Source organism: Pseudomonas sp. MH9.3, from assembly GCF_034354675.1.
In the GTDB taxonomy this organism is placed as follows: Bacteria; Pseudomonadota; Gammaproteobacteria; order Pseudomonadales; family Pseudomonadaceae; genus Aquipseudomonas.
The window spans coordinates 863,373-879,367 of sequence record NZ_CP133785.1 but is presented as its reverse complement, the minus strand read 5'-3'; the positions used below and the strand labels follow the sequence as shown (position 1 = coordinate 879,367).

At 62.3% G+C, this 15,995-nt stretch carries 17 protein-coding genes and 1 tRNA gene; 4 read left to right on the top strand and 14 right to left on the bottom strand.

Features of this window, described 5'->3' with window-relative positions:
• Nucleotides 1–9 precede the first annotated feature (9 nt).
• From RHM60_RS03435 to RHM60_RS03410, 6 genes are read right to left on the bottom strand one after another with little or no spacing between them, the layout of a single operon-like run.
• The gene (locus RHM60_RS03435) at nt 10–549 is read right to left on the bottom strand and encodes a chemotaxis protein CheW (protein WP_209982108.1); all 540 of its coding nucleotides are present in this window, start codon (nt 547–549) and stop codon (nt 10–12) included.
• A gap of 36 nt (nt 550–585) precedes the next feature.
• On the bottom strand, nt 586–2,241 hold the full coding sequence (locus tag RHM60_RS03430; protein ID WP_322213623.1) for a methyl-accepting chemotaxis protein: 1,656 nt from the start codon (nt 2,239–2,241) through the stop codon (nt 586–588).
• A 30-nt stretch (nt 2,242–2,271) separates the two neighbouring features.
• The gene (locus RHM60_RS03425; RefSeq protein ID WP_231421318.1) at nt 2,272–4,305 is read right to left on the bottom strand and encodes a chemotaxis protein CheA; all 2,034 of its coding nucleotides are present in this window, start codon (nt 4,303–4,305) and stop codon (nt 2,272–2,274) included.
• A 41-nt stretch (nt 4,306–4,346) separates the two neighbouring features.
• Nucleotides 4,347–4,634, bottom strand: a complete 288-nt coding sequence (locus RHM60_RS03420; RefSeq protein ID WP_231421317.1) for an STAS domain-containing protein — start codon at nt 4,632–4,634, stop codon at nt 4,347–4,349.
• A gap of 25 nt (nt 4,635–4,659) precedes the next feature.
• Nucleotides 4,660–5,028, bottom strand: a complete 369-nt coding sequence (locus tag RHM60_RS03415) for a response regulator (RefSeq protein WP_024076566.1) — start codon at nt 5,026–5,028, stop codon at nt 4,660–4,662.
• Nucleotides 5,029–5,038: 10 nt separating this feature from the next.
• Entirely contained in the window at nt 5,039–5,950 is a 912-nt protein-coding gene (locus tag RHM60_RS03410; protein WP_416195177.1) for a methyl-accepting chemotaxis protein, read from the bottom strand.
• A 776-nt stretch (nt 5,951–6,726) separates the two neighbouring features.
• Between RHM60_RS03410 and RHM60_RS03405 the strand changes: the two genes are divergently transcribed.
• Together RHM60_RS03405 and RHM60_RS03400 are read left to right on the top strand one after the other, a co-directional pair.
• Nucleotides 6,727–7,092: a histone-like nucleoid-structuring protein, MvaT/MvaU family gene (locus tag RHM60_RS03405; RefSeq protein ID WP_231421315.1), complete on the top strand. Its 366-nt coding sequence runs from the start codon at nt 6,727–6,729 to the stop codon at nt 7,090–7,092.
• Between the two features lie 441 nt (nt 7,093–7,533).
• Nucleotides 7,534–7,692 (top strand): hypothetical protein, encoded by a 159-nt coding sequence (locus RHM60_RS03400; protein WP_169793821.1) that lies wholly within the window; start codon nt 7,534–7,536, stop codon nt 7,690–7,692.
• A 198-nt stretch (nt 7,693–7,890) separates the two neighbouring features.
• Here RHM60_RS03400 and RHM60_RS03395 read toward each other — a convergent pair whose 3' ends face one another.
• The 5 genes from RHM60_RS03395 to RHM60_RS03375 form a co-directional block, all read right to left on the bottom strand.
• Complete coding sequence (locus tag RHM60_RS03395) at nt 7,891–8,337, bottom strand: NUDIX hydrolase (RefSeq protein WP_322213621.1); 447 nt, start codon at nt 8,335–8,337, stop codon at nt 7,891–7,893.
• Nucleotides 8,338–8,446: 109 nt separating this feature from the next.
• Nucleotides 8,447–8,533 (bottom strand) — tRNA-Leu (locus RHM60_RS03390).
• A 134-nt stretch (nt 8,534–8,667) separates the two neighbouring features.
• Nucleotides 8,668–9,195 (bottom strand): DinB family protein, encoded by a 528-nt coding sequence (locus RHM60_RS03385; RefSeq protein ID WP_322213620.1) that lies wholly within the window; start codon nt 9,193–9,195, stop codon nt 8,668–8,670.
• 40 nt (nt 9,196–9,235) lie between these two features.
• Nucleotides 9,236–9,847 carry a LysE family transporter gene (locus RHM60_RS03380; RefSeq protein WP_322213619.1) on the bottom strand — a complete coding sequence of 204 codons (612 nt, stop codon included), beginning with the start codon at nt 9,845–9,847 and terminating at the stop codon, nt 9,236–9,238.
• Nucleotides 9,848–9,886: 39 nt separating this feature from the next.
• Nucleotides 9,887–11,170, bottom strand: a complete 1,284-nt coding sequence (locus RHM60_RS03375) for an arsenic transporter (protein ID WP_209982090.1) — start codon at nt 11,168–11,170, stop codon at nt 9,887–9,889.
• A 252-nt stretch (nt 11,171–11,422) separates the two neighbouring features.
• On the opposite strand from RHM60_RS03375, the gene RHM60_RS03370 reads away from it, so the two are divergent.
• Entirely contained in the window at nt 11,423–11,638 is a 216-nt protein-coding gene (locus RHM60_RS03370) for a hypothetical protein (RefSeq protein WP_209982087.1), read from the top strand.
• A gap of 86 nt (nt 11,639–11,724) precedes the next feature.
• Nucleotides 11,725–12,078, top strand: coding sequence for a hypothetical protein (locus RHM60_RS03365; protein WP_209982084.1), 354 nt, complete (start codon nt 11,725–11,727; stop codon nt 12,076–12,078).
• Between the two features lie 148 nt (nt 12,079–12,226).
• Here the strand turns inward: RHM60_RS03365 and RHM60_RS03360 are convergent, their stop codons facing one another.
• The 3 genes from RHM60_RS03360 to RHM60_RS03350 form a co-directional block, all read right to left on the bottom strand.
• Nucleotides 12,227–12,931 (bottom strand): YoaK family protein, encoded by a 705-nt coding sequence (locus RHM60_RS03360; RefSeq protein ID WP_322213618.1) that lies wholly within the window; start codon nt 12,929–12,931, stop codon nt 12,227–12,229.
• A gap of 254 nt (nt 12,932–13,185) precedes the next feature.
• Entirely contained in the window at nt 13,186–14,820 is a 1,635-nt protein-coding gene (locus tag RHM60_RS03355; RefSeq protein WP_322213617.1) for an ABC-F family ATP-binding cassette domain-containing protein, read from the bottom strand.
• A 124-nt stretch (nt 14,821–14,944) separates the two neighbouring features.
• A complete protein-coding gene (locus RHM60_RS03350; RefSeq protein ID WP_231421309.1) occupies nt 14,945–15,961 on the bottom strand; it encodes a DNA topoisomerase IB in 1,017 nt (338 codons plus the stop codon).
• Nucleotides 15,962–15,995 lie beyond the last annotated feature (34 nt).

The window sequence follows — 15,995 nt, the reverse complement described above, 5'->3', positions numbered from 1 at the left end:
GACCGGGCCTCAACGCGCGTCGGTATCGAGTGCTGGCGCCTGGCCAGCCTCGGCGAGGCTGGACATCTCGTCGATGGACAGCACCTTGTCCACCTCCAGCACGATCACGAACTTGCCTTCGACCTTGGCCATGCCGCTGATGAAATCGGCGCGAATGCGCGCGCCGAAGCTGGGCGGTGGCTCGATTTGCGCCGCCGGGATTTCCTGCACCGCCGACACTGTGTCCACCAGCAGCCCGATGTCCTGGGGCTGACCGTCTTCGGTACGGGCTTCGATGATGACCACGCAGGAGCGCCGGGTGATGGCCGAATTCTGCCGGCCAAAGCGCGCCGACAGGTCCACCACCGGCACCACGGCGCCGCGCAGGTTGATCACGCCACGCACGAACGCGGGCATCATTGGCACCACCGTCAAGCTGCCGTATTCGATAATTTCCTTGATGCCCAGAATGCCGATGGCGAACATCTCGCCGCCGAGCATGAAGGTCAGGTATTGCGCATCCTCGTCGACCGCAACCGCGGTATGACGGGAAGGGGTTACTGCGCCCATGTGATTCTCCCTGTGAGCCCGTAGCGTCGCGTGCGATCAGAAACGGGTGAATTCCGATTCGTCGGGGGCGCTGGCCATGCTGTAGGCAAATGCCTTGCGCGGTGCCGGCGCAGCCGGACGCGGCGGCTGGCGGTTGGGCTTGTTGCCGGTGTCCACCGCGCTGCTGTGCACCGTGGCCCTGGGCGACGCATCGAGCACGAAGAAGCTCATGGCCTGCTGCAGCTGTTCGGCCTGGCTGCTCATTTCTTCGGCGGTGGCGGCCAGTTCCTCGCTGCTCGAGGCGTTCTGCTGCGTCACCTGGTTGAGCTGGGTCATCGCCGTGTTGATCTGCGCGACACCGGCGGCCTGCTCCTCGGAGGCGGCGCTGATTTCCTGCACCAGGTCGGAAGTCTTGTTGATCGACGGCACCATTTCGCCGAGCAGCTTGCCGGCGGTTTCGGCCATCTCCACGCTGCTGGACGACAACTCGCCGATTTCCTGCGCGGCCACCTGGCTGCGTTCCGCCAGCTTGCGCACCTCGGCGGCCACCACTGCGAAGCCCTTGCCATGCTCGCCGGCCCGGGCCGCTTCGATGGCCGCGTTAAGGGCCAACAGGTTGGTCTGGTAGGCGATGTCATCGATGATGCTGATGCGCTGGGCGATCTTCTTCATCGCCACCACGGTCTGCTGCACCGATTCACCGCCTTCGGTGGCTTCCTTGGCAGCCTTGCTGGCCATGCCGTCGGTGACCTTGGCGTTCTCGGTGTTCTGGTTGATGCTGGCGCTCATCTGCTCCACCGACGCGCTGGTTTCCTCGACGCTGGCAGCCTGCTCGCTGGTGGCCTGGCTCATCGATTGCGCGGTGGCGCTGACCTGTTCCGAGGCACTGGCGAGGTTGTCGGCGGCATTGCGCACTTCGCCGATGATGTGCGCCAGTTTGCCGACCATGTTGCGCATGGCATTGAGCACCATGCCGGTTTCGTCCTTGGCGCCGCTGTCGATATGCGCGTTGAGGTTGCCCTCGGCCAGTTGCTCGGCGGCGGCCGCTGCCTGGCGCAACGGACGCGAGATGATTCGCGCGATGAACAGCGCCAGGCCCAGGCCGATCAGCAGGGCCACGACCAGCACGACGATGATCGACAGACGTGCATTCTCGTACAGCGCAGTGCCGTGGTCCCCGGCGACCGTGGCGCCGGCGTCGTTGAGTTCGATCATTTTCTGCAGGCGGGTGGTCAGTTCATCGAAGTGCGTCTTGGATTCGCCACGCAGCAGGGCACGGGCCTGGACTTCCTGATTCTGCCGGGACAGCTCGAACAGCTGCTGGCTGGCCGCAAGGTAGGCGGCCCAGGCACTCTTCACACCGGCCAGCAGTTGACGATCTTCTTCGTTGGACAGCAATTGCTCGTAGGTACCCAGCCGGGTTTCGAATTGCTGGCGCGCCTCGACGGCTTCGCGTTCGGCCTGGGCTTTTTCCTCGAGCACTTCGGTGCTGATGTTGCGGTTTTCCTTCAAGCGATAGTTGGCGGCGAAAAATCGCATGCCGGCCGCCGCGCGCATCGACGGCATCCAGTTACCCCGAATGTCCTGGGCCGCCTGGTTGACAGAGCCCAGCTGGAGGATGGCGAACCCGCCCATCACCGCCGTCAGCGCCAGCACCACCAGGAACGAGCTGATCAGCTTGGTGGAAATTTTAAGATCGTAGAACCATTTCATCGGGGGAACCTCCATGGAGTTGCAAATACATCAGCGGACGACGACCAAGGGCGACTGAGGCGCCTGGGCCGTACGGGCTTCCAGTTGTACGATTTGGCTGAGCAGGGCGGGCACGTCCAGAATCAACGCCACCGCACCGCTGCCCAGGATGGTTGAGCCGCTGATGCCGCGCAGTGCGCCAAACAGCTTGCCCAGGGGTTTGATCACGGTCTGGAACTCGCCGAGCAGGTCATCCACCACGAGCCCGGCCTTGTGCTCGGCGTAACGCACCACCACCACATTCTGGCGCCGCGCCGGCGGGCCTTCGTGGCTGAAGTGCTCACGCAGGTCCACCAGCGGCAACACCTCGCCGCGCAGGTCCAGATAACCCTGGTCGCGGCTCGACTGGCGCTGGTGTTCGTCCAGCTCGATGCATTCCTGCACCATGTCCAGCGGAATCACGTAGGTGGACTGATCGATGCCGACCAGAAAACCGTTGATGATCGCCAGGGTCAGCGGCAGGCGAATACGCACCACCGTGCCCTGGCCGGGGCGACTGTCGAGATCGACGGTGCCGCGCAGCAAAGTGATGTTGCGCTTGACCACGTCCATGCCCACGCCGCGCCCGGACAGGTTGGTGACCGCCTCGGCGGTGGAGAACCCGGCCTCGAAGATCAGGTTGTAAATCTCCTGATCGGTGAGTTGCGCGCCGCTGGCGACCAGCCCGCGCTCCTGGGCTTTTTCGAGGATGCGCTCGCGGTTGAGCCCGGCGCCGTCGTCGGCGATTTCGATGACGATGCTGCCGGAGTCGTGGTAGGCATTCAGGCTCAGGTGGCCCTTGCTCGGTTTGCCCGCCGCGTGCCGCGCTGCGGCATTTTCGATGCCGTGGTCCATGGCATTGCGCAGCAGGTGCATCAGCGGGTCGCCGATCTTTTCCACCACCGTTTTGTCCAGTTCGGTTTCCGCGCCGCTGATGAGCAGGTCGATGTCCTTGCCCAGTTCCTGGCTGACGTCGCGCACCACGCGGCGAAAGCGGTTGAAGGTGTCGCCAATGGGGATCATGCGCAGGTGCAGGGCGCCATCGAGGATCTCTTCCACCAGCCCGGACACGGTGGACGTGGCCTCCTGCAACGGGTCGTTGTTGCACGAGCGCGCCAGCAGGCTGGCGCCGGCGCTGGCGATCACCAGTTCGCCGACCAGGTTGATCAGTTCGTCGAGTTTGTCGGCGTTGACCCTTACATAGTTGCCGTCGCGGGGTTTTGCTTCGCTGCTCGTCGCCACACGCTGGGGCGCCGGCGTCAAGTGTTCCGGTTGCGCGAGCAGTTCGATGCCGCTGGGTGGTTCCTCAAACGGCGTGTCGTCGATGGCGCTGATGTGCACTTCACAGTCGTCGCGCACGAAGTCGAAGACTTCATTGAGCGTGGCGTGGCTGGCCGCCGAGCGCAGCTCGATCTCAAAGCCCAGGTAGCAGCTTTCCGCGTCCCAACCGTCCAGCGGCGGAAGGCGGTCGGTCAGGGTGGTGACCTGCAGTATCTGGCCCAGGGTGTCGAGGTAGCGCAGAAAGGACAGCGGGTCCATGCCGTTGCGGAACACGTCCACGCCAAAACGCAGGGAAATGTGCCACAGCACGTCGCCTTGGGTGTCGTTGACCACGGCAGTCATCGGCACGCCGGCCACCGCGTGGTCCGCGCCCTGATAGGCACTCAGCGCCTGGCGCAGCACCGCTTCGCGCTCCAGCGCAGGTGCCTGCAGCGCTTCACCTCGGCTGGCCACCACGTCGATCAGCTCGAGCATGTGATCGCCGGACTTGAGCAGCACTGCGATCAGCGCGGCGTCCACCGCCACACTGGCATCGCGCAGGCGGTCGAGCACGTCTTCGACGATATGCGTAAAGCTCACGATCGGCTCCAGGCCGAACAGGCCGGCGGAGCCCTTGATGGTGTGTGCGGCGCGGAATACCGCGCCGATGGCATCCTGATCGCCGGGCTCGCTTTCCAGTTGCAGCAGGGATTGCTCCATGGCCTGCAACAGTTCGCGTGCCTCGACGATGAACGTCTGTTGTGCCTGATCGAGGTTGATACTCACCTGGACACTCCTTTGTCGTGCTTTGAACGGGGCGGTGGGCGCTAGAAGGCGACGCCGCCACACAAGGTGAAGGTTTGCTCGACCGCCGGGCTCTGGCCGGCCAGGCTCAGGACCGCGCCGCGGTGCTCGGCTTCGCGGTGGATCACCGCGAGCAATTGCAGGCCGGCGCCGTCCATCTCGGTGACCTGGGACAGGTCAAGCGCCAGGCGCGGCGCCGTGCCCAGTTGCGGCAGCAGCGCGGCGGCCAGCTCGGCCACGGTGTAGATCGTCAGTTCACCGTCGATGCCCACGCAGGTGGTGCCGTCAACGGTTTCGCAGGTAATCGGCATGGGAGGCCCTCCATGGCGCCAGTGGTCAGGGCAGGATCAGTTTGGACACCGCCGCCAGCATCTGCGCCGGCTGGAACGGCTTGACCACCCAGGCCTTGGCACCGGCCGCCTGGCCTTCGGCCTTTTTCGACTCCTGGGACTCGGTGGTCAGCATGATGATCGGCGTGAACTTGTAGTTGGCCAGCTTCTTGACCTCCTTGACGAAGGTGATGCCGTCCATGTTTGGCATGTTCACGTCACTGATGATCAAGTGGACCTTCTGCCCGGTGAGCTTGCCCAGCGCATCCCGGCCGTCGCAGGCTTCGATCACGTCGTAACCGGCGCTTTTCAAGGCAATGCCGACCACTTGCCGCACGCTGCTGGAGTCGTCGACCACTAATACATTCTTCGCCATGGTGTGCTCCTTAAAAGAAGGTGATGTCTTGAGAGTTCTGTGACGCGGCTGCTTCGCCATGGTGGGTGCGGCGTTGTTCGTCGGTGGCGTAGGTGGCCTCCATGCTCGCCAGCCATTGGCGCGCGTCGACGACCAGCGCCTGGTCCGGCGACTGACTGGCCTGCAACAGGTGTTCGTGCAGGGCGTGCATGTTGTCGCGCACGTGGCTGAGGATCTGGCTGACCCGGTCCTGGAACTGCAGGTTGACCAGCACCTCGGTCATCTCGTCGCGAATGCCGTAGCTTTCCTGCTTGAGCAGGTCGGCGGAGTCGGCCAGGCGCCCGGTGATGTTCTGGAAGCGCTCGAGCACCTGCTGGATGCTCTGCTCGGACGCGGCAACGGAGTGGCTGTCCTGGTCGGCGCTGCTGGATGCCGCCTGCACCAGTTGGGTGATGGCGTTGTTGATGATGTCGACCTTGGCCGACATCTGCTGGCCGGTCTCGCTGGATTTGCTCGACAGACTACGCACCGCATCGGCCACCACCGCAAAGCCGCGACCGGCTTCTCCGGCACGTGCGGCCTCGATGGCGGCGTTGAGCGCCAGCAGGTTGGTCTGCGCGGCAATGGCCGCGACGTCGGCGGCCATGGTGCGCAGCTCGCCGGTATAGGCCGTGAGGCTGCGCACCTGGGTCAGGGTCTGGTCACGGCTGGTTTGGGTGGCCTTGAGCGAATCGATCACCTGGCTCAGCTCGCTGTCGCTGCTGGCCAGCTCTTTGAGCGCGCCCTCGGCGGCCTGCCCATCCAGCTCGCCGGCGGCCTGCTGCGAGGCCTGCACGGTGTCCTGCAAACGCGTGGAAATCCCGGTGAACCGATTGGCCAGGCTCACGATCGCGTCTTCGGTCTGCTGCCGCGAGCTTTCCACCTGTTTGGCCCAGATCGGCATGGCGCCGAGCAGGATCTCGTCGAGCTGGGTGCGTGAATCCACACCCTGCAGGCCCGCCTGCGCCGCTGAATCCTCTGCCAGCGCGACGACGCGCTGCACGGCGTCGCGCTGGGCACCGGCACTCCAGGCGCAGGCGCCGAGGCCGATCAACACCAGCACGGCGCAGGCCGCAAGGTTGGCCGGGGCAGTGGACTGCGACAGTATCCAGATGACAGCGGGGATGACCGGGATGAAAGCGAACCAACGAAAACGCGGATGACCGGCAAGGGCAGTACGGCTGGGTTGACTCGGGGGCATGAGTTCGATCCTTGAACAGTGTTGCGGATGTAAACGACATAGGGGTTATCTGCGCGGTGCGTCACAACTTTAGACGTCGGCGTGCGCCTTCCGTCTGGTTTATGAACCTCGTGTGACCGGTCAGTGTCGAAATCGCACCGTGGCGAGCGGGCATTGCCCTAATGCCGTTCAGTTAAGCGCAGATTCCCTGTGGCGAGCAGGCTTGTCCTGCGTTGGGCTGCGCAGCAGCCCCAAAGCGAGGCGCTGAGCCGTATCAGGCACACCGCGTTTTGCTCGATTGGGGGCGCTTCGCACCCCAACGCGGGGCAAGCCCGCTCGCCACCATAAGCCCGCTCGCCACAACAAACCTGCTCGCCACAATAAGCCCGCTCGCCGCAAATAAACGCTGTTGTTGCGCGCTACATTCGATTGATACTTCTGCCTTATTCAAGTGTCCATTTGAATGTGCCGCACAATTATCCACTCTCCAGGAAATGCCCATGTCCAAGCTCGCCGAATTCCGCCAACTCGAAAAACATCTCGCTGAACAACTTCAAGCGCTGGAGAACTTAAAAGGCGATGCCGGCCTTAAGAAAGAAATTGAATTCGAAACCAAGCTTCGCGATTTGCTCGCCAAGTATAGCTACAGCCTCAAGGATGTGATCAACCTGCTGGATCCGCAAAGCGGCCGACGTGCTCCGGTGGCTGCGCCCAAGGCGGGCACGCGCAAAGCCCGCCAGGTAAAGGTCTACAAGAATCCGCACACGGGGGAGACGATTGAAACCAAGGGTGGCAATCACAAAGGCTTGAAAGAGTGGAAAGCCGAACATGGCGCCGACACTGTCGAGTCATGGCTGAGCAAGTAATACTCGAATGTGCAAAGGGGCCCGCAACGGCCCCTTTTTTTCGGCTTCAATTTTTATTATTGCGTCGGCAGGGCTCCGCGCAATAACACACGTCTGTCCATCACGTGTTCGAAAAGTAGCCAGCAGTGCGCAACTGCAGGCTATAAACCCAAATCCCGAAAACCAGCGCGTATTCCCTGAACATCGGAAGCGTCAGCAGGTGGACGATAGAGTCGCTGCCCATCTGAGCTTGCAACATCTTGAGACGAGCACCGCAGCACTTTTTTCAACGCGGGTGCAGCAACGGTTTTCGACGACTGACACGTCTGGATCAAGGGTTCTGGCGCCATCGGGGTTGTCACGCACAGTTTTGGCGTCTACTCTGGAAATGTATGAATTGTTACAAACAATTTCGGAGGCGCCCGTTTTTGCGGCGCGATACTTCAGGACGAGGAACGAAAGATGTTTTCACATGAAGGTCCCGCGATAGAGCTGTTGCTGTTTATTTTTGGTCTGGCCGGTGTGGTGCTGGTCGTGTGGTTTATCCACCATCAATACGAGCGAAAGAACGGGAAAGGCGTTAAAAAACAACAAAACCGCAGCGAGGGTCGCTCAACGTAAGTGCCTGGCAGCCCTCGCATCCGAGCCAGTCGCATGCGACTGGCTTTCGCGTTTTTATAAGCTATTTGTAGTTGTAGATTGTCGCGAGGGCCACCATGCGGCCTTTGAGATCGCTGGTATTGAAGCGTATTGCAGGATCAATATCCGCGACGCCGTGCATCGTTATCGAAGCAGTGTGCCTGCGCTCTAATTCTGTATTCATCCTAACAGCGAGGCTCTCTTGAGCAGCTCGGAGAGCCCCTCAGGTACTAACGGAGCTCCAGCATTGAAGCTTGAGCCAAAACACCATGTGGCTTGAAACGCTGCCCCATCGCTTTCATGGCCCTCCAGCCAGGGTTTCTCATAGACTTCTGCGTCGTCGAACCTTGCATCGTAGACGAAGACTATTTCGTGTCCTGGCTTGCCTGCGTAGGTAAAAATACTTTCCAGCGTGCCAATCAATCGGACGTCGCTGATCGAAAGTCCCAGCTCTTCCTTCACTTCACGGGCGATGGCATCGACACCTCTCTCGCCGAACTCAATACCCCCGCCAATGGGTCGAAAGAGGGTTCGTGCTTCAACAGCGTCGTGGAACTGATTGACCAGTATTTTTCCGTGATGGTGAAAGACACATAGAGCAAGCGCTCGAATACGCGGTTCCGACATGAGAGCAACTACCTGAGTGTTCGTTCGGCAGAACGCCATTGGAGAGAAATTACGGAACGAAAAAGACAAGGGCCTGCTCAGGTTTCCCTGGCAAGCCCTTTGATATCTATGGTGCCCGAACCCGGAATCGAACCGGGACGCCCTTACGAGCGGGGGATTTTAAGTCCCATGCGTCTACCAGTTTCGCCATTCGGGCGGTAGCGCGGTGCAGCAGGGTTGGGAATATATAGTCCCGGGCGTTTCGATGCAAGGTCGAAGGGGGCTTTTATCGATCCTTTGCGCGGGCTAAAAACCTTGATAGATCAGTTATCTACAGAAAAATCCGACGCTTCAATCCATCAGCGCCAGCAGGTCTGTATCCCCCACATCCTGTCCGGCCTGGCTCAACAACGTTGTCACCTGGCCACGGTGGTGAGTCTGGTGATTGAAAAAGTGCACCAGCAGGCTGAAGAACGGCTTGCTGGCTGCGTCACCCGCCATGGTGTGGTAGCTCAATTGCTGGTCGAGGTCGTCGTCGTGCAAGGTCGCAGCCCAGTCGATGATCATCTGGTCCATCCACACGCGTAGGGCGGTCAGTTCCTGCAGGTCGGTGAATGCCAGTTGTTTCAGGTTGGCGGGGGTGGCGAGGGTATTCAAGGGGGTCAGCGCCGAAAACCCGGCCGGATGCGTGGCAAAGCGTTTGAGCCAGACGATGTCGCCCAGGGCCAGGTGGTTCAAGGTGCCGAAGATCGAGGCAAAGAACGCCTGGCGGTCCCTGTGCAGGGCTTCATCGGTCAGTTGGGCGGCCGCGTGGCAGACCTTGCGGTTCATCCACTGGTTGTAGTTCGCCATCAGCGCAATCTGTTCGATACGGTTCATGGGTCAGCGTCCATTCAGATAACGATTGGTATACATCGCGTCATATACCCTGCGCCGCGAGCACGGCCAGATAAATCAGCACCAGCCCGCACACTGCGTAGCTGACGCGCTGCCAGGTGGGCGAAGCGTTCTGGCGCAGCAGGTTCACCAGTCCCGCCACCAGAAAGCACGACAGCACCGACGCGACCATGAAGCCTGCAAAAAACATCAGGGTTTGCCCGTGGCTGGGTGTGGCGCCGACAATGCCGGACAACGCACTGCCCAGGGCGCCCCAGTAAACGATGTTCTTGGGGTTGGCGAGGGAAATCGCCGCGCCCACCGCCAGCGCATTTTGCCGGGAGCTGGCAGGGACGTCATCGGCTGCCGGCAGGTGCCAGGCATCGATCAAGCTGCGCACACCGAGCCAGGCCAGGTACAGCGCGCAAACCACGGTCAGCGGTACGCGGACGGCATCGTGCTGGATCAGCAGCGCGATGCCGGTCAGGCCGATAACGGCCCATACCGCGTCGCCCACCAGCGAGCCGACCTGCACCAGCAGTGCCGGGGTGAAGCCTTGGAGCAGGCCACGGCGCAGGGTTTCTGCCAGAACAGCGCCGGGCGAGAGGCAAAACACGAAGCCGAACACCAGTGCGTATACAAAGATCGACAGCATGCCCACGTCCTTTTGACAAAAGCCGAGAGCATAGAGCCGTCAGAGACTCAGGCGCAAGGCGAGGGCGGCGAGGGTGATCAACAGCACCGGCAGGGTCAGCACGATGCCGACCTTGAAGTAGTAGCCCCAACTGATGGTGATGCCTTTGCGCGCAAGGATATGCAGCCACAGCAGGGTGGCGAGGCTGCCGATGGGGGTGATCTTCGGGCCGAGGTCGCTGCCGATGACGTTGGCGTAGATCATCGCGTCCTTGACCACGCCCACGGCATGGCTGGACTCGATGGACAACGCACCGATCAGCACGGTCGGCAGGTTGTTCATCACCGACGACAGCAGTGCCGTGAGCACGCCGGTGCCCATGGCCGCGCCCCACACGCCGTGGGTGGCGAAGGTGTCGAGCCAGGTCGCCAGGTAGTCGGTCAACCCGGCGTTACGCAGGCCGTAGACCACCAGGTACATGCCCAGGGAAAAGATCACGATCTGCCACGGCGCGTCCTTCAATACCTTGCGCGTGGAAATCGTGTGGCCCTTGGCGGCAATCACCAGCAGGAGCACCGCACACACGGCGGAAATCGCACTGATGGGGATGCCCAGCGGTTCCAGGGCAAAACAGCCGACCAGCAGAATACCCAGCACCCACCAGCCGGCGCGGAACGTGCCACGGTCACGGATCGCGCTGGCCGGGTCATCCAGGTCGGCGGGGTCATAGGTCTGCGGGATGTCGCGGCGGAAAAACCACAGCAGCACCGCAAGGGTTGCGGCCACGCTGACGAGGTTCACCGGCACCATCACGGCGGCATATTCATTGAAGCCGATCTTGAAGTAGTCGGCGGAGACGATGTTGACCAGGTTCGACACCACCAGCGGCAGGCTCGCCGTGTCCGCGATAAAGCCGGCGCCCATGACGAACGCCAGGGTCGCCGCTGGCGAAAAGCGCAGGGCCAGCAGCATCGACATCACGATGGGGGTGAGGATCAACGCCGCGCCATCGTTGGCAAACAGCGCCGACACCAGCGCACCCAGCAGCACCATGTAGGCAAACAACCGCCGGCCGCGCCCACGGCCCCAGCGTGCCACGTGCAGCGCGGCCCAGGCGAAGAACCCGGCCTCGTCCAGCAGCAGGCTGATCACGATCAACGCGACAAAGGTGCCGGTGGCATTCCAGATGATGTGCCACACCACCGGAATGTCCGCCAGGCTGATCACGCCAAAGGCCAGGGCCAGGATCGCGCCCATCGTTGCGCTCCAGCCGACCCCGAGGCCCTTGGGCTGCCAGATGACCAGCACGATGGTGAAGATAAAAATGCCAATTGCGACAAGCATGTATGAACGCTCCAGGGGACCAACAGCCAATGCGCAGGCCTGCGGCGGCCTGACGTGCAGAGCATGGATCAGTTCGCCGACATAAAGTTCGCCAGCGCCGTCAACCGCCAGCATATTGCCAGATATTTCGGGAAAACCTTGTTGCGATTGATCTGGATCAAATACCGGCGAATGGGCCACAACTGTTTGAAATTAAAATGAAACATCCATGTCCTACAGTGCCTGCCCATTGCTGAAGAAGGAAAAATCCGCGTGACCCGTGCCACTCGCAACCTGCGCAAGACCCTCGATGCCGTCGCCGATAACAACGAAACGGCGGCGTACGAGCTGATGCGCGCCGTCGAACAGCTTGGCGATGAGGTGCTGCGTCAGCGTCTGCTCAACACCATTCACCGGCTTAATCAGGACGCCTGCGACTTGCGCGTGGCGCGCGATTCGGTGGAGCTGGCGTCGGTCAGGCTCGCTTGAGCAGGATCGTCACAGGCAACGGCCCGATCAGGCGAAAAAAGAGTGCTGCAGTGATAGAGTCGCCTTTTTTCGAAGGAAGCGATGGCATGCGCAACGTGGTATTAGGTGCATTGGTAGTGGCAGCCCTGACGGGGTGCGCCGGTTCGAAGATGAAAGAGGCGCGCGCGGGCAGCCCTTACAAGACACTGGCGTCGGACAAGGCCACGCTGGTGGTTGCCGAATGCATCCAGTACGGCTGGCAGGATGAAAGCGTGTTCGGCGTGGACGCCGGCGGCTTCAAGGAGCCGGTCGGGGCGGGCGGTTTCACGGTCTACACCACCGGTGGCGATTACTTTGTGGACGTGCAGAGCGCGGGCGCAGGGTCCAGCGTGAAATACTACGCCGCTGCTGACAGCATGCCTGCCAAGCGTCGCCTGGCCGCATTGGCGACCTGCCTGTAAGCCGTGCCTCAGCGATTTTCGGAAATGCCTTGCGGGACAGCCCTGAGGCATTGGCCTATGATTCAGCCGCCCGCTCGGCGTAACGGCTCTTTACCAGTACAGGGATGTCGAGGCCTGAACGTCGAGCGGGCCTCGCGCTCACGTCTGTTCAACGGGGCATGAAACTCAACTGCCAGCGCCGTGGAATCGTCAGCGACACCAGCCCCAACACCCCCGCCAGCGCACCGCTGACCCACAACGCGCGCATGCCCATCTGCTGTTCCAGCAACGCACCGATCACCGCACCGACAAACATGCCCGTCCACGGGATCAATTGCACGCGCCAGCCATTGCGTCGTTCCCCCAGCACCCAGCGACCCAGCCCACGACCAAATCGCGAGAGCGCCCCCGTCACATAGGTGAGCCCCACCGGCAGTCCGTTCACTTCTTCGACGGCCGCGTTGAGCATGCCCATGGCCACAATTGCTGCCAGCAGTGCGGGCAGCGTATCGGCCAACGGCCAGAGCGCGGCGGCGCAGAGCAGGGCGGCGATGCACAGCAGCAACGGCAGTGCCCGGCGTTTGCCCAGTCGGCTGACGACCACGCCCAGGGCGTTACCCAGAATAAAGGTGGCGACCAGCAGCAACAGGCGCGCAGTCAAACCCAAGTCACCCGCGCTGATCGCCACTGCCAGGCGCGTGGTATTACCGCTCATGAACGACACAAAATCGCCGCTGGCCATAAAACCAATGGCATCGGTCATCCCCGCCAGCACCGACAGCCCGGCCACTAGCATCAGGCCCACGCGTCCGCGCCAGAGTCGCCGATGGGCGAGCGCAGCGCTGGCGTACGGTTTGCGGGAGGAAGGCAGCATGCGCGTGGATCCTGGGTGAGATTAATCGGCCATTACCGTAGAACGCTTTGAACGGCGGCGCAATGCATGGATGGCCGGCATGATCCCTCCCAGCCGACCACACCCTTGTGGCGAGCAGGCTTGCCCTGCGTTGGGGTGCGAAGCGCCCCCAATTAAGGAAAACACGGTGTACCTGATACCGCTCAGCGCCTGGTATGGGACTGCTGCGCAGCCCAACGCAGGGCAAGCCTGCTCGCCACAGGGCGGTGTGGGGCTCAGATGCGCACCAGTTGCCAACCTTCTTCCTGCCAGATCAACAGATGAGTCGGCTGGATCGCCTGCAGGAAGGCGTCGTCATGGGAAATCACCACCATTGCCCCGGTGAAGTGCTTCAAGGCTTGTTCAAACGCCACGACCGACTCCAGGTCCAGGTGATTGGTCGGCTCGTCCAACAGCAGCAATTGTGCCGGCGTCCCGCGCCACAGGGCGATCGCCATCGCGGCTTTCAGGCGTTCGCCGCCGCTGAGTTGCCCCGCCGGTTGGGTCACACGCAGCGCATCCAGTTGCAGCAACGCGAGGCGGGTGCGCAGCTCGGCTTCGGCCAGCGGCGTGGCGAGCAGGTTGAGCTGTTCGACCACGGAACGGCCGTTATCCAGCAGCGCCAGATGCTGGTCGATATACGCCGTCGGCAGATGCACCGAACAGACCCCGCTGGCGGCCTGCACGTGACCGGCCAGCAGCTTGAGCAACGTGGATTTTCCGCAGCCGTTGGGTCCCTTCAGGGCAATGCGCACGGGCCCGGCCAGGTTGAATGTGAGCCACGTTGAGGTTGCCAATGGATCAAGCCACGGCAGTTGCGCGCGCTCAAGGCTCATCACCTGACGACCGTTGGGCACTGTCGAGGCCGGCAAGGCGAGCAGGGTGGGTGTCTCGTGTGCCACGTGTTGGCAGGCCTGGCGCACCTGGGCATCGAGTTGGCCCTTGTGGGACTGCTGCCCACTGCGCACCTTGCTGACCACTTCGGTGGCGGCACCTTTCCAGCGCGCCCGGGTAAGCCGGTCGACGTTGGCATTCTGCGCATGCTGGCGCGAGCGCGCGGCGTGGCGTTGCAGGTCATCGTTCTGACGTTGCAGGCGCTGCCGTTCGCGGCTGCGCTCAAGGCGCGCGCGCGCCAGTTCGGCGACTGCCGCATGCTGCTGCGCCTCGCGCTGTTGGCGATAGTCCTCGTAGTTGCCGCCGTACAACCGGGCCCCGAGGGGTGACAGCTCAATGATGCGGCCCATGGCATTGAGCAACTGCCGATCATGACTGACCACCACCAGCCCCCCTCGCCAGAGGTGCAGCACCTGCAACAGCCAGGCGCGTCCGGCACTGTCGAGGTGGTTGCTCGGCTCATCGAGAATCAGCAATTGTGGCGCCGCCAACAGCGCGCCGATAATCGCCACCCGCGCCAACTGACCGCCGCTCAGATGTTCAGCCGGCGTCTGCGCGTCAACGTCAAGCAGACCGGCGGCATCGAGTGCAGCGCGCAAGCGCTCGGCCAGGTCCCAGCGATCATCGATCAACGCCACATCGGCGCCCTCGGCGGTGCCTGCAGCCATGCGCTCAAGCGCAGCCAGGACAGAGGCCGTTGCGCTGAGATGGGCGACGGTGTCGCCTGTTTGAATCTCCACCGTCTGCGGCACGTACTTCACGCTGGCAGAGCCTTTCACGCTGCCCGAAGACGGCGTCAGCACACCGGCGAGCAGCCGGGCCAGCAGGCTTTTGCCGCAGCCATTACGGCCGACGATGCCGGTCGGGGTGTGATCGATGGTCAGGTTAAGGTCTTCCAGCAGGGTTTCGCCGTTGGCGAACTGGAAACACAGGTGTTGCAGGGAAACCAACACGGGTAGCCGCTTGACGTGAGTCACAGGCACCTCCAGAAAATGTCGAACAGGCCAACAGGCACGTAAGGCGGCCTGTTGCAGATACATTTTTGAAAGGCTCAGTTGTTCACGTCGGCAGTCGTCCGGTCAGCGATAAAGGAGCTGAAGCCTAGCTCGCCTCAGCCAGTTGTTCAAGGAACATGGCCAGCGCCACTTCCTCGGCCTTGAGCCCTTTGCGCAGTCGTGGCGGGGGCAGTTTGGACAGCTCGCCCAGGCTGAAATGTTCGAGCACGGCCGGGTGGATGTAGCACTTGCGGCACACCGCCGGGGTGTTGCCCAACTGCCTGGCCACGTCCTTGACCATGGTTACCACATGGCGTTTGGCATCCGATTCGGGCTGCCACTCCAGCTCGCGCAGCACCGCCAGCGCCATGGCGGTGCCGGCCCAGGTGCGGTAATCCTTGGCGGTGAAGTCCGCGCCAGTGAGGCTGTGCAGGTAGGCGTTCACATCGTGGGAGCTGACGGTATGGCGCTCACCGTCTTCGTCCAGGTACTGGAACAGGTTTTGCCCCGGTAATTCCATGCAGCGCTTGACCACAGTAGCCAGGCGCCGGTCCTTCACGCTGATCTGGTGCTCAACGCCACTTTTGCCACGGAACTGGAACTGGATTTCGCTGCCCTTGACGTCGACATGGCGGTTGCGCAACGTCGTCAGCCCGTAGGATTTGTTGTCGCGCGCATACTGGGTATTGCCGACGCGAATCAAGGTGGCATCGAGCAACATCACCACGGTCGCGAGCACCTTTTCACGGGTGAAACCGGGCTCGGCCAACTGCGCTTCCAACTGTTTGCGCAGTTTGGGCAGGGCTTTGCCGAAAGCCTGCAGACGTGAGTACTTGTCGGTGTCGCGCACTTCGCGCCAGCGCGCGTGATAGCGGTACTGCTTGCGCCCGCGCGCGTCGCGGCCGGTGGCTTGCAAGTGGCCGCGCGGGTCGGCGCAGATCCATACATCGGTGTACGCCGGCGGCACGGCCAGGGCGTTCAGGCGTTTGATTTCGTCGGCAGCGATGATGCGCTTGCCGTTGATATCGAAATACTGGAATTTGCCGCGCAACTGCTTGCGGGTGATGCCAGGTTGGGTGTCATCGACGTAGTGCAGGTCGCGGGGCAGGTCGGAATCGGGCATGGGCAACTTCCTTGGCAACAGATCAGGCCGGTAT